18 protein-coding genes are annotated in these 20335 nt (G+C 63.9%); 8 read left to right on the top strand and 10 right to left on the bottom strand.

The features are described 5' to 3' along the window. Positions 1-2: 2 nt before the first annotated feature. The 3 genes from IVB26_RS17610 to IVB26_RS17600 form a co-directional block, all read right to left on the bottom strand. Entirely contained in the window at positions 3-1967 is a 1965-nt protein-coding gene (locus tag IVB26_RS17610; protein WP_247973196.1) for a TonB-dependent siderophore receptor, read from the bottom strand. A gap of 546 nt (positions 1968-2513) precedes the next feature. Continuing rightward, the gene (locus IVB26_RS17605; RefSeq protein ID WP_247972802.1) at positions 2514-5075 is read right to left on the bottom strand and encodes a cation-translocating P-type ATPase; all 2562 of its coding nucleotides are present in this window, start codon (positions 5073-5075) and stop codon (positions 2514-2516) included. Continuing rightward, entirely contained in the window at positions 5072-5239 is a 168-nt protein-coding gene (locus tag IVB26_RS17600) for a hypothetical protein (protein WP_247972801.1), read from the bottom strand. Before IVB26_RS17600 ends, IVB26_RS17605 begins: the two co-directional genes overlap by 4 nt. Before the next feature lie 422 nt (positions 5240-5661). Here IVB26_RS17600 and IVB26_RS17595 point away from each other — a divergent pair, with 422 nt between their 5' ends. Beyond that, the gene (locus tag IVB26_RS17595; protein WP_247972800.1) at positions 5662-6582 is read left to right on the top strand and encodes a hypothetical protein; all 921 of its coding nucleotides are present in this window, start codon (positions 5662-5664) and stop codon (positions 6580-6582) included. Positions 6583-6675: 93 nt separating this feature from the next. On the opposite strand, the gene IVB26_RS17590 is transcribed toward IVB26_RS17595, so the two are convergent. Continuing rightward, the gene (locus IVB26_RS17590; RefSeq protein WP_247972799.1) at positions 6676-6819 is read right to left on the bottom strand and encodes a hypothetical protein; all 144 of its coding nucleotides are present in this window, start codon (positions 6817-6819) and stop codon (positions 6676-6678) included. A 65-nt stretch (positions 6820-6884) separates the two neighbouring features. Between IVB26_RS17590 and IVB26_RS17585 the strand changes: the two genes are divergently transcribed. Further along, positions 6885-7244, top strand: coding sequence for a hypothetical protein (locus IVB26_RS17585; protein WP_247972798.1), 360 nt, complete (start codon positions 6885-6887; stop codon positions 7242-7244). 71 nt (positions 7245-7315) lie between these two features. On the opposite strand, the gene IVB26_RS17580 is transcribed toward IVB26_RS17585, so the two are convergent. Next, the gene (locus tag IVB26_RS17580) at positions 7316-7945 is read right to left on the bottom strand and encodes a ParB-like protein (protein ID WP_247972797.1); all 630 of its coding nucleotides are present in this window, start codon (positions 7943-7945) and stop codon (positions 7316-7318) included. 337 nt (positions 7946-8282) lie between these two features. On the opposite strand from IVB26_RS17580, the gene IVB26_RS17575 reads away from it, so the two are divergent. The 6 genes from IVB26_RS17575 to IVB26_RS17550 all read left to right on the top strand — a co-directional run bounded on the left by IVB26_RS17575 (position 8283) and on the right by IVB26_RS17550 (position 13050). Continuing rightward, complete coding sequence (locus IVB26_RS17575; RefSeq protein ID WP_247972796.1) at positions 8283-8618, top strand: hypothetical protein; 336 nt, start codon at positions 8283-8285, stop codon at positions 8616-8618. A gap of 221 nt (positions 8619-8839) precedes the next feature. Beyond that, positions 8840-9127 (top strand): acyl carrier protein, encoded by a 288-nt coding sequence (locus IVB26_RS17570; protein ID WP_007592476.1) that lies wholly within the window; start codon positions 8840-8842, stop codon positions 9125-9127. Between the two features lie 10 nt (positions 9128-9137). Continuing rightward, complete coding sequence (locus IVB26_RS17565; RefSeq protein ID WP_247972795.1) at positions 9138-9608, top strand: 3-hydroxyacyl-ACP dehydratase FabZ family protein; 471 nt, start codon at positions 9138-9140, stop codon at positions 9606-9608. Continuing rightward, the gene (locus IVB26_RS17560; RefSeq protein WP_247972794.1) at positions 9605-10813 is read left to right on the top strand and encodes a beta-ketoacyl-ACP synthase; all 1209 of its coding nucleotides are present in this window, start codon (positions 9605-9607) and stop codon (positions 10811-10813) included. The genes IVB26_RS17565 and IVB26_RS17560 overlap by 4 nt, the downstream gene beginning before the upstream one ends. A gap of 18 nt (positions 10814-10831) precedes the next feature. Then, the gene (locus tag IVB26_RS17555) at positions 10832-12109 is read left to right on the top strand and encodes a beta-ketoacyl-ACP synthase (protein ID WP_247972793.1); all 1278 of its coding nucleotides are present in this window, start codon (positions 10832-10834) and stop codon (positions 12107-12109) included. A gap of 8 nt (positions 12110-12117) precedes the next feature. Further along, the gene (locus tag IVB26_RS17550) at positions 12118-13050 is read left to right on the top strand and encodes a lipid A biosynthesis lauroyl acyltransferase (protein ID WP_247972792.1); all 933 of its coding nucleotides are present in this window, start codon (positions 12118-12120) and stop codon (positions 13048-13050) included. Positions 13051-13182: 132 nt separating this feature from the next. Here IVB26_RS17550 and IVB26_RS17545 read toward each other — a convergent pair whose 3' ends face one another. The 5 genes from IVB26_RS17545 to IVB26_RS17525 form a co-directional block, all read right to left on the bottom strand. Continuing rightward, positions 13183-14307 (bottom strand): polyamine ABC transporter substrate-binding protein, encoded by a 1125-nt coding sequence (locus IVB26_RS17545; protein ID WP_247972791.1) that lies wholly within the window; start codon positions 14305-14307, stop codon positions 13183-13185. Continuing rightward, the gene (locus IVB26_RS17540) at positions 14308-15486 is read right to left on the bottom strand and encodes an aminotransferase (RefSeq protein ID WP_247972790.1); all 1179 of its coding nucleotides are present in this window, start codon (positions 15484-15486) and stop codon (positions 14308-14310) included. It abuts the gene before it with no gap. Positions 15487-15494: 8 nt separating this feature from the next. Continuing rightward, a complete protein-coding gene (locus tag IVB26_RS17535; protein WP_008139644.1) occupies positions 15495-15821 on the bottom strand; it encodes a rhodanese-like domain-containing protein in 327 nt (108 codons plus the stop codon). Between the two features lie 323 nt (positions 15822-16144). After that, positions 16145-18073: a potassium transporter Kup gene (locus IVB26_RS17530; protein WP_247972789.1), complete on the bottom strand. Its 1929-nt coding sequence runs from the start codon at positions 18071-18073 to the stop codon at positions 16145-16147. 142 nt (positions 18074-18215) lie between these two features. Next, positions 18216-20117, bottom strand: a complete 1902-nt coding sequence (locus IVB26_RS17525; RefSeq protein WP_247972788.1) for a potassium transporter Kup — start codon at positions 20115-20117, stop codon at positions 18216-18218. Between the last annotated feature and the right edge of the window lie 218 nt (positions 20118-20335).

Genomic DNA, 20335 nt, shown 5'->3' with positions numbered 1-20335 from the left:
GTCTACCAGCGATAGCTGAGCGTGCCGGTGACGGTGCGCGGGCTGGTGTACTGGCAGCCGCCCCCCGTCGTGCAAGCGAGAGTGACGCGGTCGGCGATGTTCTTCACGTTCAGCGCCAGGTTCACGCCCTTCGGCTGGCGATAATGCAGGCCGGCGTCGAACACGACGTAGCCCTCGTTGACGATGGTGTTGGTGGTGTCGGCGAAGGTCGGCCCGTTGTAACGGACGCCGCCGCCAAGACCCCAGCCGTCCCAGGTGCCGCCCTGGACCGTGTAGTCGAGATAGGCCGATGCCATCTGGCGGGCCACGAGCGTCGGCACCTTGCCGAGGTCGGCCCCGGTGCTCTGAGTCACCTTGACATCCTGATTGGTGTAGGTCGCCACGAGGTTCAGTCCGGGCACGATCTGCGCCAGCGTCTCGAACTCGATGCCGCGCGAATTGACCTCGCCGAGCTGGACCGAGAAGCCAAGATGTGATGGATCGGCCGTGAGCGAATTTTGCCGCGTCAAATCATACAGCGCCACCGTCATCAACAAGGTGCGCGATGGTTGATACTTGACGCCAACCTCGTGCTGCTGCGCCCTGGTTGGCTTGAAAGGGTTCCCCGCAAAGTCCGTGTTAGGTGTCGGCAGGAAGGACTCCGAGTAGCTGTAATAAGGCGCAACACCGGAATCGAACACGTAGGAGACCGCCCCGCGCTTGGTGAAGGCCGTGTCCTTCGTATCGGTGGTCTTGTTGGCCGCCAAGGCGTAGGTGTTCTGTTCCGAGGCGTCGTACCGTCCACCCAGCGTGAAGATCCAGTTCTGGATCTTCATCTGATCCTGCACATAGACGCCGACCTGGTCGATCGTCTGGTTCGCCGAGGGAGTGGTGAGCACAGTCGGATCGGCGATGGCCTGGTTGTAGACCGGGTTGATTTTGCTGAGCGACGGCGCATTTCCGGAATGGGTCCGGTCCGTCATGTTGAACGTCAGATAGTCGACGCCGGAGACCACCGTATGCTGAAGCGGCCCCGTGCTGAACTTGCTGATGAGGTGGTTGTCGGTCGACAGGGTGTCGATCTGCTCCTGTATGCGCATTGCGCGCCGCGGAAAGACCGTGGTCGTATCGAGCGGAGTTCCGATGAACGTCAGATAGCGATAGTCGAGCTGGGTGTGGCCGTAGCGGGCCTTCGATTCGAAGATCAGATTGTTGCTGAAGCGATGCTCGAACTGGTAGCCGACGCGTTCCTGCTCCTGATCGAACTTGTTGTAGCTGGGGTCACCGAGAAACAGCGGCAACGCAGTGATCCCGGTGACCTTGCCACCAGTCACGTGAGCCATCGACAGTGGAAAGGCATTGCCGGTCAGATCGTGGGTGTAGTCGGCGAGAATGGTCAGCGTCGTATCGTTGGTCGGCTTCCAGGTCACGGCGGGCGCGATATAGGTCCGGTTGTCCTTCACGAAGTTCGAGAAATTGGCGATCTGCGCGTCGGAATCGCGGAATACGCCGGTCAACCGGTAGAGCAGCGTGCCGTCCTTGGTCGCGGGACCACCGACGTCGAATGCACCCTGAAACCGGTCGTAATTGCCGAACTGGCCGACGATCTCGCCGAAGGCTTTTTCCGGCGGCCGCTTGCTGATGACGTCGACGAGGCCGCCCGGTGCGCCCTGCCCGTACATGACGGAGCTCGGTCCCTTGATGACGTCGATGCGTTCGAAGCCGTAGGGCTCGTTGCGGAACAGCGACAAGAAAGCGGGATCGCCGACCTCGCGCAGTCCGTCGCGATAGGCGCCGTAGCCATTGATGTCGAAGCCACGGATGAAGACGTTGTCGAAGCGCGGGTCCTTGCCGCCTGGTTGGATGGCGAGGCCCGCCACGTACTGCAATCCCTCGACCAGCGTCGTGACCGAGCGTGCGTCGAGCTGATCGCGGCTGACCACCGAAACGGATTGAGGTGTTTCGAGAATGGGCACGTCGGACTTCATCGCCGCCGAGCTGACGACAGGCACAAAGCCCCTCACCGGATCAGTACCGCGTTCCGTCGCAGCGATGGCCGATTGAGAAGCTGCCTCAGGCGCCTGTCCTGAAGCGCGCGAAGGCGCATGTCGAGAGCGTGCCGATCGCGAATTGCGCGGCGCCGTGACCTGGCGTTTGCTCTGACGACTTTGCTCGACCACGACGGGCGGAAGATCCGATGCTCCGCTTGCGCTCTGCGCTTGCGCGTTGCCGCCGAAGACGATGGCAGGGGGAAGCGCGAGAAGACCGCACAACATCGAGACGCGCCCGCGCTTCGTTGCGCGTGCGTTAGACACAAATTCCAGCATTCCCAGTCCCCGGATTTACGGGGGCGACCATGCAGAGACTCCGAACGCACAATCAAAGTGTTTTGGACATTCGTGTCGTAGAATCTATGTAGACTAGATCCGTTCTAATAGAACGGTGCCAGCGTCTCGCGCACGCCTTCCCCTGGCTGCACGAATTCCCGAGTCTCTCTCTCGGCCCCACCATGATGATGATCTGCGCGTCACACATCAGAATCGCAACCGCCGCGCCCATATCGGCTTCAGCAGCTCCAGCACCGTGAGCACCAGCAATCCCGCGCCGAGCGTGACCATGAGATCGTCGAGGTGCAGAGGACCAAAACGAAACAGGCTGGACGCCGGCGGCCAGAACAGAGCCGCCGCGAGAACGAGCGCAATCGAGAGGAATATCCAGAGCAATGCCGGGTTTGGGCGGAAGAAGGCCGACATGAAGGAGGCGCTGAAGGACCGGTTGACCAGCACCAGCGCGACGACGCAGACGACGAGCGCAATGAAGGCGAGCGTGCGCGCCTCATCGGGCGGAATGCCGGAACGAAGCGCGAGGACGAAGATCGCGGCAATCAACGCAAATGCCATGGCACCCTGGAGGATGCTCCAGCCGATCAACGCCCACGAGAACAGCTCCGCATCGGCGCGCCGCGGCGGGCGCGTCATGATATCGCGCTCCTCCCGCTCGGCTTCGAACACGAGCGAGCAGACGGGGTCGATGATCAGCTCCAGAAACGCGATGTGAACCGGACCAAGAACCAGCGGCAGCCCGAAAAGCAGGGGAAGTAGGGCAAGCCCCGCGATCGGAACATGGACGGCGAAAATGAAGGCCATCGCCTTGCGGAGATTGTCGTAGATCCGGCGCCCCAGCCGGATCGACGCAACGATGGAGCCGAAATCGTCGTCGAGCAGGACGATCGAGGAGGCCTCGCGGGCGACATCGGTGCCACGGCCACCCATCGCGATCCCGATATGGGCAGCCTTCAGGGACGGCGCGTCGTTGACGCCGTCGCCGGTCATCGCGACGATCTCGCCGTTGCGCTTCATCGCCTGAACGATCCGCAGCTTCTGCTCCGGCAGGACCCGCGCGAAGACGTTCACATTCCTGACGAGGGCTTCCAGCTCGCTGTCGTCCGCGAGCTTGATCTGCTCACCGGTCACGACCTCGTTGACGTCAAGCCCCGCCTGCCCGGCGATCGCCATCGCGGTCGCAGGATAATCGCCCGTGATCATGACGACGCGGATGCCGGCCGAGCGAGATTCGGCCACCGCCTCCGGGACCTGCGGACGAAGCGGATCGGCGAGCCCGACGAGACCAAGGAAGCGAAAAGAGAAGCCTTGCTGCGAGCTCGGCAGGCTCTCGCCATCGCAAGTCGCGGTGGCTACGCCCAACACGCGAAGACCATCCTTCGCCATCGCCGCGACAGAGTCCTGCATCGCCGCCAGCTCCGCACCGTTCAGCTTGCAGAGGCGCGCAATAGCCTCCGGAGCACCTTTCGCAGCGGCAAAGACTTCCTCGCGACGCGGCAACTGCCAAACCTGGGTCATTGCCAGCAGCTCGGGCCGCAGGCCGTAGCTGCGCAACAAGATCCGAGCGCCTCCGGTGTCGTCATCCGGCACACTCGCAAGCACGAACGCGTGCAGCGCCTTCTCCATCGGGTCGAACGGCTCTGGCGAGCTCGCCAGAACGCTGCACCGTGCCAGCTCAAAGAATTCTGCTCCCACGGAAGCCGGCTGCGGCGACGCAAGGCGCAAGCTCGTCCCGTCGCCCAGCCTCAGTTCCGCAACCGACATCCGGTTCTGCGTCAGCGTGCCGGTCTTGTCGGTGCACAGCACCGTGGCGGAGCCGAGCACCTCGATCGCGGCAGCGCGCCGCGTCAGCACGCGCGCCTTCGAGATGCGCCAGGCGCCCATCGCCATGAACACCGTGAGGACGACGGCAAATTCCTCGGGAAGCATGGACATGCCGATTGCGATGCCTCCGAGCAGCGCCTGCAGCCAATCCCCGCGCAATGTTCCGTAAAGCAGGACAGCGGCCAGGCTGATCGCCGCGCCGCCGAGAAAGCAAAGCCGCACGAGCCGTGCGGTCTGCTGTTGCAGCCGCGGCGGCTCTGTCTGCAAGCCATGCAGCGACAATCCGATCTTGCCGATCTCGCTGCGAGGGCCGGTGGCTTCGACCTCGGCCAGGCCCTCGCCTCGCACCACCAGCGAACCGGAATACACGAAGGGCAGATCATCGCCGCCCGGGCGATGCTCAGCCAAGACGGTGTCGGTGGCTGGCGTCTTGACGGCCTGCTTGCGAACCGGGACGGATTCTCCGGTCAGCAGCGACTCGTCGACCGCCAGATCATGCGCGCTGACGAGCAGCGCATCGGCCGGAATCCGATCGCCTTCGGCCAGGACGAGGAGATCGCCGCGAACGACGTCCCGGCCCGCGATCCGCCGCCGCTCCCCGTCCCTGACCACGAGCGCGCGCGGACTGGTCAGCTCTCGCAACGCTTCCAGCACACGTTCGGTGCGGGTTTCCTGCACGATCGTGATCACGACGGAGATGGCGCCGAATGCCAGGAGGAGCAGGGCCTCGCGGAGGTCGCCGAGCAGGAGATAGACCAGCCCGCCGCACAGGAGCAGCGCGAGCATCGGCTCGCGCACCACTTCTAGAACGATACGCAGCGGCGTGCGCCGTTCGGGCCGAGGCAGTTCGTTGTAGCCTTCCTGTTGCAGCCTCAGCCGAGCCTCGGTTTCGCTCAGCCCGGCCGAACCGGCGCGTTCTATCTTGCTCACGTCTTCCGCCGTAGGCTCCAGAGACTTCCAGCCCCCACGATGGCCGTCACGAGCAGGACGGCGACGAAGGTCTGGATGATGGTGAAGTTCAGGGCATCACGCGCGACGAACAGCGCGGTGACCGCGCCGGCGATGATAAAGACGATGCGAAAGAGGATGCTCATGGTCATTCTCCGATCAGCATGACCTGAAGCCCACCTCACCCTCGACACCCGGGCGCAACGCTCTTCGGCATTCATGCAGGCGGACAGTACCGGCCGGCGCCTACACGCATTTGCGGCAGGTCAAGGCGCGCCTGGGACGCGATGTCGCTGGCCCGAAAATTCCGCCGCCCTTGCGTGCTTCGAGACATGTCTGCGCACAGCACGACCGAAGATATCCGGCGAGTGACTCATCTGTGAACATGACGCCGGCGGAGAAATAAGGTTCCCGTTAGACGGGAACCTGGACGATTTCACAATCGAACACGATTTATTAAGAGTCTCACCCCCTACTGGCGCAAACACTTCGGCACAACCTCCATGACCTCCGTCGCATCCACGAACGGGGGCACGGACGAGTCGTGCCTGCTAGAGGGCGCCATCTCGTGAACCTGCGTGCATCCATCATCGCGACGTGCATCGGCACAGCATTCTTCGGGATTGGCTACGCCTGGAACTTTCAGCCCGACGTCATCAATCCCGATGAAGTATGGAGCATGTTTCAATCCGAGCATCGCAAGGCCCGAGCTGCGGTCTCTCGCATGCTAATCGAGCCGGGTTCGGCTCACTTCAGCAGCCTGCGAACGGTCGAGGCAGACGCTGCGCGATACGTATGCGGCGCCGTGAAAGCGAAGGACAAGGCCGGCCACGCCATCGATGCCGCGTTCGTTTACACCGTCGCCAGCGATTTCGCCCGGGTCGACGACAATGGCCGGATTACGTCCCAGCACTCTCCCTACACATCATGCCCAAGCGCGACCGACGTCAGGACTGCCGAACAACAATTGCCGATAGCACCCGGCGCGCTGGCGGTGGCCAAGGTCGTCGGAAAGGTCATCCCCCAATCCAGCGGCGGGACAATGGAGCAACAGCTTGGCCAGCTCGCCGCGCAGACAGCGGCTGTCGCGCCGGGATCGGGACTCTCGTCGGGCCCGGCCGGGACGGGACCGGCACTGACGCTGGCAGGGCGGCCTTCAGGCGCGGAGGTGAAGGCCGCACCGGAGAGCGAACTCACCTGGCAGGCCGATCGGCCCCCGGTCGCATGGCCGGCGCTCGCCTCGGGCCAATGCCCGGTGAAATCGGCGCAGGAGCGAACGGCCGCTGAAGCCTTGGCGCTTGCGAAGGATATCGAGGCCCGCTGGGAGCAGTCGAGAAAATTGCAGGCTGCGACGAAGCGTGTGTCATCGGAAGAGATCAAGCAAGCACGCTGCGCGCTGCTTGCGATCGATCCCGCCGACAAGGAGTATCCGCAGGCCTGGGCAGCCTTCGTGCGACTGCGGACCATCGATCGAGAACAGGCCGGTTGAAGCCATAGGCTCGCGCGGAGCAATGCAATCGCCGCGCGGCGGCGAACGCTCTAATCATCGTCCGCCGGACCGCACCTGAGAGGCGCTTTGCCGCTAGCGCTTCGCCAGCAACTCGAGTGCCGGAGCAAAGCGATCCGCGAACGTCAACGACTTGGCGTGGTGAACGGCGGCAAACGATGCCGAGATTCCCGCCGAAGCAACCGCGAGCAAGGCAATTACGAAAACCAGACGGCGCATATTCGCCTCCTGTGTGAGCTCGACTACCCGATAGAGATGGGACGGCTCTGTTTCAGGACGGTTTCGTGGACGCGGAATTTGATTTCACTCAAGCGGCTGTGATGGGATTCGGCTTATCTGGGCACGTGCCGCAACCAACTAACAATGGTCGACGTATTTTGCAGCGGATCGCCGGCCATGTCGTGAATTCTACCGCCGCGGCCCCAATCCTAAAGCGCAGCGGCGACAAGCAGCGTTCGCTGGAACGGGAGTTATCAAGGAATACTCAAATGAAAGTCGTGATCCAGAAGCTCAATGGCCTGTGGCACCTCATCGTCGGGTCGTGCCAGATCCGAACGCCCTTCCTGGACACCCAGGACCGCGCGCTGGTGATCACCTACGCCCGCCGCGCCTACCCCGGCGCCAGGATCTTCCAGCGCGACTGACGCGAGCGGCCGCGCATGATGGTCAGCTCACCAGAGGCGCGGGGTGAAGCACAACGCTATTCCTGATACCTCTAATCCTCGTCCGCCGGACCGCACCAGCCGGGCAGATAGATCGCATCCTTGCTCTTGGCCGCGGACATCCCCTTCTCGATGGCCTTGTCGAAATCGGCGTCCACCACCTTCCGCGAGAGCTTCCGGCGCAGGAAGTCGGCCCACAGAAATTCGGAGAACGGCGTGGTGTCCTTGGCGAAGCCGCCCATGCGGCGCAGTTCCCCGGCAAGGCTGCGGAACGGATCGTCCTTGAGATCGGCGATCGATTTCGGCAGGTCGCGGAACCCCCGCCGCTCGCCCTTGGCGTCGTAAGGGTAGACCCAGCGCTTGTTGTCCATGACGCCCCAGAACGCCTCGCGCTCGACCATGCGGAGGTCGCCGACGACGGTCACCAGCACCTCCTTGACGCCTTCATCATGCAGCGCGCGGCCGAGATGATGATGGTCGATCACGTAGTAGCGCTCGTCCGGACCGTAGACGACGGGGATCATGTGCTTGCCGAGCAGATCGGCCTGCTTCTTCTTGTCATGCCCGCGCCAGCGCTTGCGCTTCTCCTTGACCTCGCGCATGCCGACCGTCATCTGCGTCGGCCGGAGCAACAGGATCGGGACCGGATGCACTCTCGGCTCGCGCGCGTTCGTCGTGGTCATGGTCGAAGGCCCCTCGCATGGTTGCAACTGGCGGTCCAGGTTCCCTCGACTATGACACGGGCGTTGCGGCGACAACACGTGCTCGGAACGACGCGGAGATCACAAGCCGATGTAGACGGGAACGAAGGCGGGAAGCCCTCGGCCTCGCGATGCCCGTTATTGCAACGCAAGCCTTGGGTTTTGCCGTCGGCATGACGGCTGGTTCCGCGGTCGCTCCATACCGGCCATGCACAAATAGTGCGAGCGCACGAATGCACGCAGGCATTGAGAAGATTTTCTGCCACGCGTTCACCACCTATGCTATCTAAAACCGCTGCTTCGGAGTGATCCCCGCCCCATGAATAGCCAGCGGCCCATAAGCTCTGACGACGAGCACCGGGTGCTCCAGTTCAGGCCGCGCAACTCCCCTTCCCCGACGGCCCACCGCGGCAGCGGCACCGTGCAGCCGTTGCGCGTCGCGCCGGAACCGCTGGACCTGTCACGCTACGAGCAGCCCCGCGCCGACGACTTCCGCCATCGCATGCTCGCCAACATCGCGGCGCTGGCCTTTACCATCGCGCTGACCGCAATCGGAATTTGGCTCGCGGTCAGCATCGCCGACCTGCGCCGGACTCAGGATTGCGTGCTGATGGGCCGTCGCGACTGCGTCAAGATCACGACGCCTCATATCTAGGCCCGGTCTGCCGCCGGCCCCCGGCGAAAAGGGCTCCGGCGGGCATCCCCAGCCCCGTCTCCTCGCCTGCCCGGCTCCATTGAACTCAGGGCGGCGCTCCGATATACGGGCTTTCGACCCGGCCAGAGGGGGGTTTGAGGCGTCATCAGGGGCGCGATGCCCACCCACCGTGCCACTCTGGATAACCTGACAAATATCCGCAATATATCAAAGGCTTAGTGATGTCTTCCACATTCGATCAGGTCGCCACGATCATCGCTGAAACCTGCGACATCCCGCGCGACACGATCACGCCGGATAGTCATGCCATCGATGATCTCGGCATCGACAGCCTCGATTTCCTGGACATCGCGTTCGCGATCGACAAGCAGTTCGGCATCAAGCTGCCGCTGGAAAAGTGGACCCAGGAGGTCAACGACGGCAAAGCGACCACCGAGCAGTATTTCGTGCTGAAAAACCTGTGCGCCCGCATCGACGAACTGGTTGCGGCCAAGGGCGCGAGCGCCTAAGCGCGCGGTCATGCAACTCGAATACTTCCACATGATCGATCGCATCGTCGACCTCAAGGTCGACGAGAAGACGATCGTCGTCGAAGCCCTGGTCCCGAAGGAGAGCACCATCTTCGAGGGGCACTTCCCGGGCTACCCCTTGATGCCCGGCGTGCTCCTGATCGAATCGATGGCGCAGGCCTCGGGCTGGCTTCAGCTCGGCGTGTTCAAGTTCGAGCGCATGCCGATCCTTGCCGCCGTGAAGGAGGCCAAGGTCCGCGGCTCGGTCTATCCGGGCGATCTCATGAGCATCGAGGCGAGCCTCACGCATGAAGGCTCCGGCTACGCCATGACCGAAGCCAAGATCAGGGTCGGCGGCAAGCTGCGCGCCAACTCGGCGCTGACCTTCACGCTGATTCCCTTCCCCAATGCGGATATGCGCGGGTACATGGCGAAGGTCGCCGAGCGCGTCGGCTTTCCGCAACAGGCCCTATCGCCATGACTGACACTTCCGCGACGAAGCCAGGCCAGACCGAGGTCTGGATCACCGGCATTGGACTGGCCACCTCGCTCGGCGAGGGCCTGGACGCCAATTGGGCCGCGCTTCAGGAGAAGCGCATCAATGTCGACGAGAAGGGTTTTGCACCCTACGTCGTGCATCCCTTGATGCCTGTTACCTTCGACAGCCAGATCCCGAAGAAGGGCGACCAGCGCCAGATGGAAGCCTGGCAGCGCATCGGCACCTATGCCGCTGGCCTTGCGCTCGATTCCGCCGGGATCAAGGGCAACAAGGATATCCTGTCGAAGATCGACATGGTGGTGGCCGCCGGCGGCGGCGAGCGCGATCTCAATGTCGACACCGGCGTGCTTACCGCCGAGGCCAAGGGGGCGAACGCGCCCGGCTTCCTCAACGAACGGCTGATGAGCGATTTGCGCCCCACTTTGTTCCTGGCGCAGCTCTCCAACCTGCTCGCCGGCAACATCGCCATCGTGCATGGACTTGGCGGCACCTCGCGCACCTTCATGGGCGAAGAGGTTGCCGGCGCCGATGCCGCCCGTATCGCGCTGTCGCGCATCGCCTCGGGCGAGAGCGACATCGCGCTGATCGGCGGCTCGCACAATGGCGAGCGCAAGGACTTGCTCGTCCTCTACGAATTCGGCGACTTCAACCTGAAGGACAAGTTCGCCCCCGTGTGGGCGCGCAAGGATCATCCCGGCTTCGCGCTTGGTTCGGCCGGCGCGTTCCTGGTGCTGGAGTCGCGGGCACATGCGGAAGCGCGCGGTGCAAAGCCGTACGCGAAGCTGTCGAGCGTCGTTGCCGATCTCGCCCGGCGCAAGCAAGGTGGCGACATGACCGCGACGCTGGAGAAGCTTTGGGCCAAGTTGCCGAAGCGCGAGGGTAAGGGCGCGATCATCACGGGGGCAACCGGTGCTGAGCCGGCCACGAGCGAGGAGCGCGGTTTCCTGAAGAACCATGCGGATCTCCCGGTGCGCTCCACCGGTACGATGTTCGGCCACACCATGGAGACGCAATTCCCGCTCGGCATCGCGCTCGCCGCGATGTCGATCTCGCGCGGTGCGCTGTTCCCGCCGAACGATTCCACCGGGACCGAGATTGAAATGCAGGGAGCGCCCACCCAGATTGTGGTGGTGGGAGCCGGACACTGGCGCGGCGAAGGCATGGCGCTGGTCGAGGCAGTTAGCTAGCTCACTCGGGGGATCGACATGACTGCACCACGCGACAAACTCGGGCGCCCCGTCGTCGTCGTCACCGGCATGGGCATCATGACCTCGCTCGGCGCCGGCAAGGCCGACAATTGGGCGAAACTCGTCGCCGGAGAATCCGGCATCCGCACCATCACGCGCTTTCCGGTCGACGGGCTGAAGACCACGATGGCCGGCACTGTCGATTTCGTCAGCGTCGATCCGTTCTCCTCCACCGGCCTGTCCGAGCGGATGGCTGAGCTGGTGACCGAGGAAGCGCTCGCGCAGGCCGGCATCGGTGCCAAGGCCGACTTCCCGGGTCCCCTCTTCCTCGCGGTCGCACCGGTCGAGGTGGAATGGCCGCAGCGCCGCGAACTCGGCCGCGCCGTCGGTGCGCCCGATTTCAATTACGACGATCTGCTGCGCATCTCCGGCGGCGGCAAATACAGCGCCTATCACCACCGCTTCATGTTCGGCTCGGTGGCCGCACACCTCGCCGAGACCTTCGGCACCAAGGGCTCGCCGATCTCGCTGTCGACGGCCTGCGCCTCGGGCGCGACCTCGATCCAGCTCGGCGTCGAGGCGATCCGCCGCGGCGAGACCGATGCAGCGCTGTGTGTTGCGACCGACGGCACCGTGAATCCGGAAGCTCTGGTGCGCTTCTCGCTGCTCTCGGCGCTGTCGACCCAGAACGATCTGCCGCAGGCGGCCTCCCGCCCCTTCTCCAAGAACCGCGACGGCTTCGTCATGGCCGAAGGCGCCGGCGCCCTCGTGCTGGAGAGCTATGAGGCCGCTGTCGCGCGCGGCGCAAAAATCCTCGGCGTGATCGCTGGCTGCGGTGAGCTCACCGATTCCTTCCATCGCACCCGCTCCTCGCCCGACGGCAAGCCGATCATCGGCTGCATGAACAAGACTCTGGCCGATGCCGGCATGACGCCGGATCAGATCGACCACATCAACGCGCACGGCACTGCGACGCCTGAGAACGACAAGATGGAGTTCAACACGACCTCGGCCGTGTTCGGCGAGCTCGCGCAGAAGATTCCGGTCACCTCCAACAAGTCGATGGTCGGCCACACCATCTCGGCGGCCGGTGCAGTCGAGGCGATCTTCTCGCTACTCACGCTCGAGCATCAGCGCATCCCGCCGACGATCAACTACGAGACCCCGGATCCCACGATCCTGTTCAACGTGGTCGGCAACACGGCGCGCGACGCCCGCGTCACCGCGGTGATGTCAAATTCGTTCGGCTTCGGCGGCCAGAACGCCTCGCTGATCCTGACCCGCGAACCGGCCTGACCGGACGCATGGCGCTGATTCCCATCAGCACGAAGATTCGCGCCCGGAATGCAGCCAAGTCGGTCAGCGGAGGCCTGATCGGCGCCGCCACCGTCGGCATGCTGCGGACCACGCGCTATTTCGATCCGGTCAAGACCTCGGACTTTTTCGCGCGCGTCACCAAGACGATCGGTCCGCGCCTACGCGAGCACCGCATCGGTCGCGCCAATCTCACCGCCGCCTTCCCCGAGAAGTCGCCGGAGGAGATCGAACAGATCCTGATGGGCGTGTGGGACAATCTCGGCCGCGTCGGCGCCGAGTTCGCCCATATGGACCATGTCTGGGACTACGACCGCGACCATCCGGAGAAGAGCCGGATCGAATTGCCCACGCGCAGCATCGAGCTGTTCGACCAGATCCGTGACGACGGCAAACCGGCGCTGATCTTCGCCGCGCACCTCGCCAATTGGGAATTGCCGGCGCTCGCCGCGGTCGCGCACGGGCTGGATGCCGCGATCCTCTACCGCCGGCCGAACATCGCCTCGGCCGACCGCATCATCCAGGAGATGCGCCAGGTCAATATGGGGACGCTGATCCCGGCAGGGCGTGATGCGCCGTTGCGACTCGCGCAGGCGCTGAAGGACGGCAAGCACGTCGCCATGCTGATCGACCAGTACCTGACCGGCGGCGTCGAGGTCACCTTCTTCGGCCGAAAGACCCGCGCCAATCCGATGCTGGCGCGCCTCTTGCGCCAGATCGAATGCCCAATCCACGGCGCCCGCATCATCCGCCTGCCCGGCGGCCGCTTCACCGCCGAGCTGACCGAGGAAGTCCAGCCGGTGCGCGATGCGGACGGCAAGATCGACATCCAGGGCACGACGCAGGCGATCACGAGCGTGGTGGAAAGCTGGGTGCGCGAGCATCCCGAGCAGTGGCTCTGGCTGCATAGAAGGTGGCGGTAGTTACGTCGTCATTGCGAGGAGCCCGCGACAAAATTGCGAAGCAATTTTGCGCTGGCGACGAAGCAATCCAAAGTGCCCCCGCGGTGAGATTCTGGATTGCTTCGCTTCGCTCGCAATGACGAGTGCGATCGCTCAGCGCCCCGTCTTCACCTTGGTCCAGAGCCGATTGATGATCCGCTGCGTCGCCGGCTCGCGCGCGGTGATGACGAACAATTTTGCGAGTGTCGCCTCGTCCGGATAGATGTTCTTGTCGTTCAAAATTTTCGGATCGACCAGCTTCTGGCTGGCGAGGTTGCCGCTGGCGTAGGACAGGAAGTCCGAGTTCTTGGCGGCGACATCAGGCCGATAGAGATAGTTGATCAGCTCGTAGGCTTCCTTGACGTTCTTGGCATCCGCGGGGATCGCGAGATTGTCGAAGAACATCTGCGCGCCCTCCTTCGGGATCGCATAGCCGATCTCGATGCCGCTGCTGTTGCCCTTCTTGGCTTCGGCGGCGCGGGCGCGGGCCTGCATGATGTCGCCGGACCAGCCGACCACGAAGCAGATCTCGCCGGTGGCGAGCGCGCTGAGATATTCAGACGAGTGAAACTTGCGCACGGACGGGCGAACTTTTGCGACGATATCGGCGGCCTTCTCGAGGTCCGCCTGTTTGGTCGAGTTCGGATCGAGCCCGAGATAGTTCAGCGCCGCCGGGAAGATGTCGTCGGCGGAGTCGAGCATGTGGACGCCGCAGTCTTTGAACTTGGCGAGGTTTTCCGGCTTGAAGACGATGTCCCAGCTGTCGATCTTCGCGTCCGGCCCGAGGATCTGCTTCCGCTTGGCGACGTTGTAGCCGATGCCCGTCGTGCCCCACATGTAGTTCGCGGCGTAGTCATTGCCGGGATCGTAGGTCGCAAGATGCTTTGTCACCATCGGCCAGGCGTTGGTGAGGTTCGGCAGCTTCGACTTGTCGAGCTTCTGGAAGATGTTGGCCTTGATCTGGCGCTGCAGGAAGTATGCGGTGGGCACCACGACGTCATAGCCGGACTTGCCGGCCATCAGGCGAGTCTCCAGCGTCTCGTTGGCATCGAACGTGTCGTAGACCACCTTGATGCCGGTCTCCTTGGTGAAGGACTCCAGGACATCCGGCGCCATGTAGTTGGACCAGTTGTAGAAGTTGACGACCCGCTCCTCGGCGGTCGCCGCTTGTGAAAGGAACGTCAGCGCTGCCGCGATCGAGAGACCAAGGCCGAAACCAGAGCGGCTGACGTTCATCATCTACCTCTTGCGTCCGCGCACCGCATCCGACAGCCGCTCCAGCGCGGTGTCGAGCGTCTCGTCCTTCTTGGCGAAGCAGAAGCGCACCACCGAGGTCACGGGGTCCTGCTCATAGAAGGCCGAGACCGGGATCGCCGCCACCTTGTAGTCCTTCACGATCCGCCAGCAGAACTCGGTGTCGCTCTCGTTGAGGCCGAGCGGCGACAGATCGACGGTGAGGAAGTAGGTGCCTTGTGACTTCAGCACGGGGAAGCCGAGGCTCTCCAGCCCCTTGGCCAGGCGGTCCCTGCTTCGCGCCAGGTCCTTGCGCATCGACAGGAAGTAGTCGTCCTCCTTGCCGAGGCCGTAGGCGACAGCGGCCTGCAGGTTCGGCGCAGTGGTGAAGGTCAGGAACTGGTGCACCTTGGCGGCGACGCGCAGCAACGGCGGTGCGGCGCAGACGAAGCCGATCTTCCACCCGGTCAGCGAGAAGATCTTGCCGGCCGAGCCGACCTTGATGGTGCGATCGCGCATGCCCGGGATGGTGATCAGCGGGATGTGCTTGTGCTCGTCAAAGGTGACATGCTCCCAGACCTCGTCGCAGATCGCGATGACGTCGAACTCCTGGCAGTAGCGCGCGAGCAGCTCGAGATCCTCGCGCGGATAGACCACCGCGGACGGATTCAAGGGATTGTTGAAGAGCACCGCCTTGGTCTTTGAATTGAAGACGCTTTTCAGCATGTCCTCATTCAGACGCCAATGCGGCGGCTCGAGCCGCACCAGGCGCGGAATGCCGCCGGCCTGGCGGATAATCGGCAGGTAGGAATCATAGACCGGCTGGAAGCACACCACCTCGTCGCCGGGCTGGACCACCGCGAGGATGGCCGAGGTCAGCGCCTCAGTGCCGCCGGAGGTGACCATCACCTCGCTCATCGGATCGAGCTTGAGGCCGTGCCAATGTCCGTAATGGGTCGCGATGGCCTGGCGCAGCTCCGGCAGGCCCATCATCGAGGGATACTGGTTATAGCCGTTCAGCGAGGCGTCGGCCGCGGCGCGGCGGATGTCCTCGGGGCCGGGATCGTCCGGAAAGCCCTGGCCGAGATTAATAGCGGCATTGTCGCGCGCGGCCTGCGACATCGCCTCGAAGATGGTGACGGGAAGGTCGGCAAAAACCTTGTTCAGGGAAGCGCTTTTGGACATGGGGCCGATCAGCCGCCGACCTTGCTGGGAAGACCCGCCGCCTTCCAGCCTAGCATGCCGCCGGCCAGATGCTTGTCGTAAGGCAGGCCCGCGGCCTGCGCCGCGAGCGAGGCGGTCACCGAGCGCTTGCCTGAGCGGCAGGCGAACACGACCTCCTTGCCTTGGGGATCGGGGATCGCCTTTGGATCGAAGGTCGAGAGCGGCACCACAACGCCGTAGGGATAGGCCTCGGCTTCGACCTCGTTCGGCTCGCGCACGTCGACCAGCAGATAGCGCCCTTCCGCGACACCCTTGGAGACCTCGTCCGGGGTCAGATCCTGTACCTGGTTTGCCACATCATCCTCCAACATCGCGAGCCGTAGGCCGGGGCGTCCCCGGCGGCGGCAACCTCGCCTCTCGGCTTGTGAAAATCAAGCGCTACAAAGGCTTGAGCCGCCCGGCGCAAGTTAAAGCTAAATCGCAGCGACTTGAAGCGCGGCTTTCGGGCCCCTGCCTGGGAGACCCACTTCACCTCTCACCGCGCGTTTGGTGTCATTCCCCGCCTTGTGCGCAATTGCGCACTGGAGCGGGGAATCCAGTACGCTGCGGCTCCTCGGTTCTAGCCGCGCCGTCTCTGGAATACTGGGTCGCCCGGTCAAGCCGGGCGACGACAGCGGCGCTAGATCGTCACCTGCGTTCCAACCTCGACCACACGGCCCGAGGGTATCTGGAAATAGTCCGTGGCGTCGTTGGCGGAGCGGCTGAGCGAGATGAACAGGCGGTCCTGCCAGCGCGGCATGCCGGAATGGGCGGCTGGTTTCAGCGCCCTCCGCGACAGGAAGAACGAGGTCGACATGATGTCGAACTGCCAGCCGAGCTTGCGGGCGATCGCCAGCGCCTTCGGCACGTTGGGCGATTCCATGAAGCCGAATTTCAGCGTCACCTTGGAGAAGGTCGGTGAGATCTGCTCCAGCTTCACGCGCTCGGCCGGATCGATCCGCGGGGTCTGCGCCGTCTCGATGGTGAGAATGACATTCTTCTCATGCAGCACTTTGTAGTGCTTCAGACTATGCATCAGCGCGGTCGGCGCGCTGAGCGGGTCCGAGGTCAGGAACACGGCGGTGCCGGGCACCCGCTGCGGCGGCCGCTTCTCCAGCATCGCCACGAGGTCCGCGAGCGGGAACTCGAGCTTGCGCGACTTCTCGAACAGCAGCCGGCTGCCGCGGCGCCACGTGTACATCAGGATGATCATGAGCGCGCCGAGCGCGAGCGGCACCCAGCCACCCTCGAACACCTTGAGCAGGTTGGCCGCCAGGAAGGTCAGGTCGAGGAACAGGAACGGGGCAATCAGCGCGGCGGCCGCGAGCGGCGACCACCGCCAGACCTTCCAGATCACCACGAAGCCCATCATCGCCGTGACCACCATGGTCCCGGTCACGGAGATGCCATAGGCCGAGGCCAGCGCGCTGGAGGAGCGGAACAGCAGCACCAGCAGCACCACGGCGAGCAGCAAGAGCTGGTTGATGCGCGGGATGAAGATCTGGCCGGAATGGGCTTCAGAGGTATGACGAATTTCGAAGCGCGGCAGCAGCCCAAGCTGAATCGCCTGGCGCGTCAGCGAATAGGCGCCGGTAATGACCGCCTGGCTCGCGATGACGGTCGCCATGGTGGCGAGCACGACCATGCTGCCGCGGAAGAAACCTTGCGGGAAGAGCTGGAAGAATGGGCTGACGATCGCGCCGGGATCGCTGAGGACGAGCGCGCCCTGCCCGAGATAGTTCAGCGCCAGCGATGGCAGCACGATCGACAGCCACGCAATCTGGATCGGCCGTTTGCCGAAATGGCCGAGGTCGGCATAGAGCGCCTCGGCGCCGGTAACCGCCAGGAACACGGCGCCCAGCGTGACAAAGCCGATGATGCCGTGATGGATCATGAAGGACACGGCGTAGAGCGGGTTCAGCGCGTACAGGACTTGCGGCTGCTGGATGATGGGATGGATCGCCGCCGCCGCAATGACCGCGAACCAGACGCACATGATCGGGCCGAAGAAGGCGGCGACGCGGGCGGTTCCGCGCGACTGCACCGCGAACAGGCAGACCAGGATCACAACCGTCAGCGGCACGATATAGGGCTCGAACCGGAGCGTGACGTCCTTCATGCCCTCGATCGCCGACAGCACCGAGAGCGCCGGCGTGATCACGGCATCGCCGTAGAACAACGCGCCGGAGATGATGCCGAGCAGGACGATGGTCGTCCCGCCGGTGCCGACGGCGCGCTGGGCCAGCGCCATCAGTGCCAACGTGCCGCCCTCGCCATTGTTGTCGGCACGGAGCAGGATCACGACGTATTTGAGCGTCACCACGACGATGAGCGCCCACAGGATCAGGGAGAGCACGCCGAGCACCGCTGCCGGCGTCGGCAACCCCTCTGCGCCCGAGGCGGCCATCACCGCTTCACGGAACGCATAGAGCGGGCTGGTGCCGATATCGCCGTAGACGACGCCGATGCTGCCGAGCGTCAGCGCGCCGAAACGGGCGGTGGTGTGGGCCTCGCCATGCCCATTGGCCGCCGCCGTTTCCGGGGCGGAAATCGCTACATCGCTTGTCATGGGAGAGCCCAGTGGCCTCTAAAAATGCTTCACTGCACAATGGCGGAAGCGCGCGCGGCTTATAGTCCTGCGCTGCCGGCATAGCCTAGCCCGATTTCGGAGCTTAGCCATGCAAATTCGCATGGCTCAGGCACGGCGCGTTCTAGATGGTGACCTGGGTTCCGACTTCAACCACCCGGCCGGTGGGGATTTGGAAGTAATCCGTGGCGTCGTTGGCGGACCGGCTGAGCGCGATGAACAGATGGTCCTGCCACAGCGGCATGCCCGACTGCGCCGACGCTTTCAGCGACCTTCGCGACACGAAGAACGACGTCGACATGATGTCGAACTGCCAGCCCTGCTTGCGCGCGATCGCGAGGGCCTTGGGCACGTTCGGCTGCTCCATGTAGCCGAAGCGCAGCCGGACCTTGGAGAATTTCTCGCTGATCTTTTCCATCCGGAACCGCTCGGACAGGTCCACCCGCGGCGTGTGCGCGGTCTCGATGGTCAGGATCACGTTGTGCTCATGCAGCACCTTGTTGTGCTTGAGATTGTGCAGCAGCGCGGTCGGCACGAACGAGGGATCGCTGGTCAGGAACACAGCGGTGCCCTTGACAATATGCGGGGGCCGCTTCTCGAGGCTCCGGATCAGATCGTCGAGCGGCACCTCGATCCGGCGCGTCTTCTGGATCAGAATCCCGGAGCCCTTCCGCCAGGTCCAGATCGTCCCCGCCATGGCCACGCCGAACAGCAGTGGCACCCAGGCGCCCTCGAGCAGCTTCAGAAGATTGGCGCTGAAGAAGCTCAGGTCGACGACAACGAAGGGCACGATCACGGCAGCAGCCGTGGCGGCGCGCCAGTTCCACAATTTCCAGATCACGACGAAGCCCATGATGCCGTCGGCGACCATGGTGGTGGAGACCGCGATGCCGTAGGCCGAGGCCAGATTGCTGGGGGTGTGAAACAGCAGGACCAGCAGCATCACGCCGATCAGCAGCAGCCGGTTCACCCGCGGAAGGTAGATCTGGCCGGCATGGGTCTCGGACGTATAACGGACCTCGAAACGCGGCAGCAGGCCGAGTTGCACCGCCTGATAGACCAGCGAATAGGCACCGGTGATCACCGCCTGGCTCGCGATCACGGTCGCTGCGGTCGCAAGCCCGACCAGCGGCAGCACCAGGCCTTCGGGCACCATGCGATAGAAGGAATGCTCGATGGCGCTCGGATCGGACAGCACCAGCGCGCCCTGCCCGAAATAATTGATCAAAAGCGCGGGAAGTACGAAGAACATCCAGGCCAATTGGATCGGCTTGCGGCCGAAATGGCCGAGATCGGCATAGAGCGCCTCGCCCCCCGTCACCGCCAGGAACACCGCGCCGAGCGTCACAAGGCCGATCGTGCCGTGCGACAGCACGAACTGCACCGCGTAATAGGGATTGATCGCCGCCAGCACGGTCGGGTCGTCGGCGATATGGACCGCCCCCATCACCGCGATGACGGCGAACCAGACCACCATCACCGGCCCGAAGGCCGAGGCCACCAGCGCGGTCCCCTTGCTCTGGACCGCGAACAGCAGCACCAGGATGAGCACGGTGAGCGGCACCACGTAATGCTCGAGCGCGGGGGTTGCGAGCTTCAGGCCTTCGACCGCCGACAGCACCGAGATCGCCGGCGTGATCATGGAATCGCCGATGAACATGGAGGCGCCGACCACGCCGAGCGCGAGCAGAACCCAGCTTCGCCGCCCGAGCGCGCGCTGGCCGAGCGCCATCAGAGAAAGCGTGCCGCCCTCCCCGTTATTGTCGGCGCGCAGCAGCAGCAGAACGTATTTGGCGGTGACGACGATCAACAGCGCCCACAGGATCAGCGAGAGCACGCCCAGCACGATGACCCGCGAGACCGGCTCGCCATGGGCCGCGGCCTTGACGGCCTCGTGGAATGCATAGAGGGGCGAGGTACCGATATCGCCGAAGACGACGCCGATGCTCCCGAGCGTAAGGGCCCAAAAACCTGAGGTGACCGGTTGCCCATCCTGGGTCTCGGCCTGTGTGATGCTCGCCGTCATGAAGGTGGAAAACGCTTCTTCCCTGGAATTGATCCGGCGCCTTTCGACGCTTCCGGCGCGCCTGTCAATCAGCCCATCACCATAGCAGGCGCCCAGGCAGAAGCTGTGACACCGCAGCAACGTTCGTCGCCCGCGCGACGACATGCCTCAGGTAAAATGGTAACGCAAGAGGACATATTTTCCGAGCATGATCTGTCGGAAAACCGGTGCCCACTTTA

Origin of the sequence: Bradyrhizobium sp. 195, from assembly GCF_023101665.1 — a bacterium.
Taxonomy (GTDB): Bacteria; Pseudomonadota; Alphaproteobacteria; order Rhizobiales; family Xanthobacteraceae; genus Bradyrhizobium.
Note: the sequence above shows the minus strand (reverse complement) of the source record. Positions and strands in the feature narration are given on the sequence as shown.

What these genes read in the sequence shown, in the direction of transcription:
- IVB26_RS17610 (WP_247973196.1), bottom strand. Translation starts at nt 1,967, where the DNA reads ATGAAGTCCGACGTGCCCATTCTCGAAACACCTCAATCCGTTTCGGTG.
- IVB26_RS17600 (WP_247972801.1), bottom strand. Translation starts at nt 5,239, where the DNA reads ATGAGCATCCTCTTTCGCATCGTCTTTATCATCGCCGGCGCGGTCACC.
- IVB26_RS17590 (WP_247972799.1), bottom strand. Translation starts at nt 6,819, where the DNA reads ATGCGCCGTCTGGTTTTCGTAATTGCCTTGCTCGCGGTTGCTTCGGCG.
- IVB26_RS17580 (WP_247972797.1), bottom strand. Translation starts at nt 7,945, where the DNA reads ATGACCACGACGAACGCGCGCGAGCCGAGAGTGCATCCGGTCCCGATC.
- IVB26_RS17575 (WP_247972796.1), top strand. Translation starts at nt 8,283, where the DNA reads ATGAATAGCCAGCGGCCCATAAGCTCTGACGACGAGCACCGGGTGCTC.
- IVB26_RS17570 (WP_007592476.1), top strand. Translation starts at nt 8,840, where the DNA reads ATGTCTTCCACATTCGATCAGGTCGCCACGATCATCGCTGAAACCTGC.
- IVB26_RS17565 (WP_247972795.1), top strand. Translation starts at nt 9,138, where the DNA reads ATGCAACTCGAATACTTCCACATGATCGATCGCATCGTCGACCTCAAG.
- IVB26_RS17560 (WP_247972794.1), top strand. Translation starts at nt 9,605, where the DNA reads ATGACTGACACTTCCGCGACGAAGCCAGGCCAGACCGAGGTCTGGATC.
- IVB26_RS17555 (WP_247972793.1), top strand. Translation starts at nt 10,832, where the DNA reads ATGACTGCACCACGCGACAAACTCGGGCGCCCCGTCGTCGTCGTCACC.
- IVB26_RS17550 (WP_247972792.1), top strand. Translation starts at nt 12,118, where the DNA reads ATGGCGCTGATTCCCATCAGCACGAAGATTCGCGCCCGGAATGCAGCC.
- IVB26_RS17545 (WP_247972791.1), bottom strand. Translation starts at nt 14,307, where the DNA reads ATGATGAACGTCAGCCGCTCTGGTTTCGGCCTTGGTCTCTCGATCGCG.
- IVB26_RS17540 (WP_247972790.1), bottom strand. Translation starts at nt 15,486, where the DNA reads ATGTCCAAAAGCGCTTCCCTGAACAAGGTTTTTGCCGACCTTCCCGTC.
- IVB26_RS17530 (WP_247972789.1), bottom strand. Translation starts at nt 18,073, where the DNA reads ATGACAAGCGATGTAGCGATTTCCGCCCCGGAAACGGCGGCGGCCAAT.
- IVB26_RS17525 (WP_247972788.1), bottom strand. Translation starts at nt 20,117, where the DNA reads ATGACGGCGAGCATCACACAGGCCGAGACCCAGGATGGGCAACCGGTC.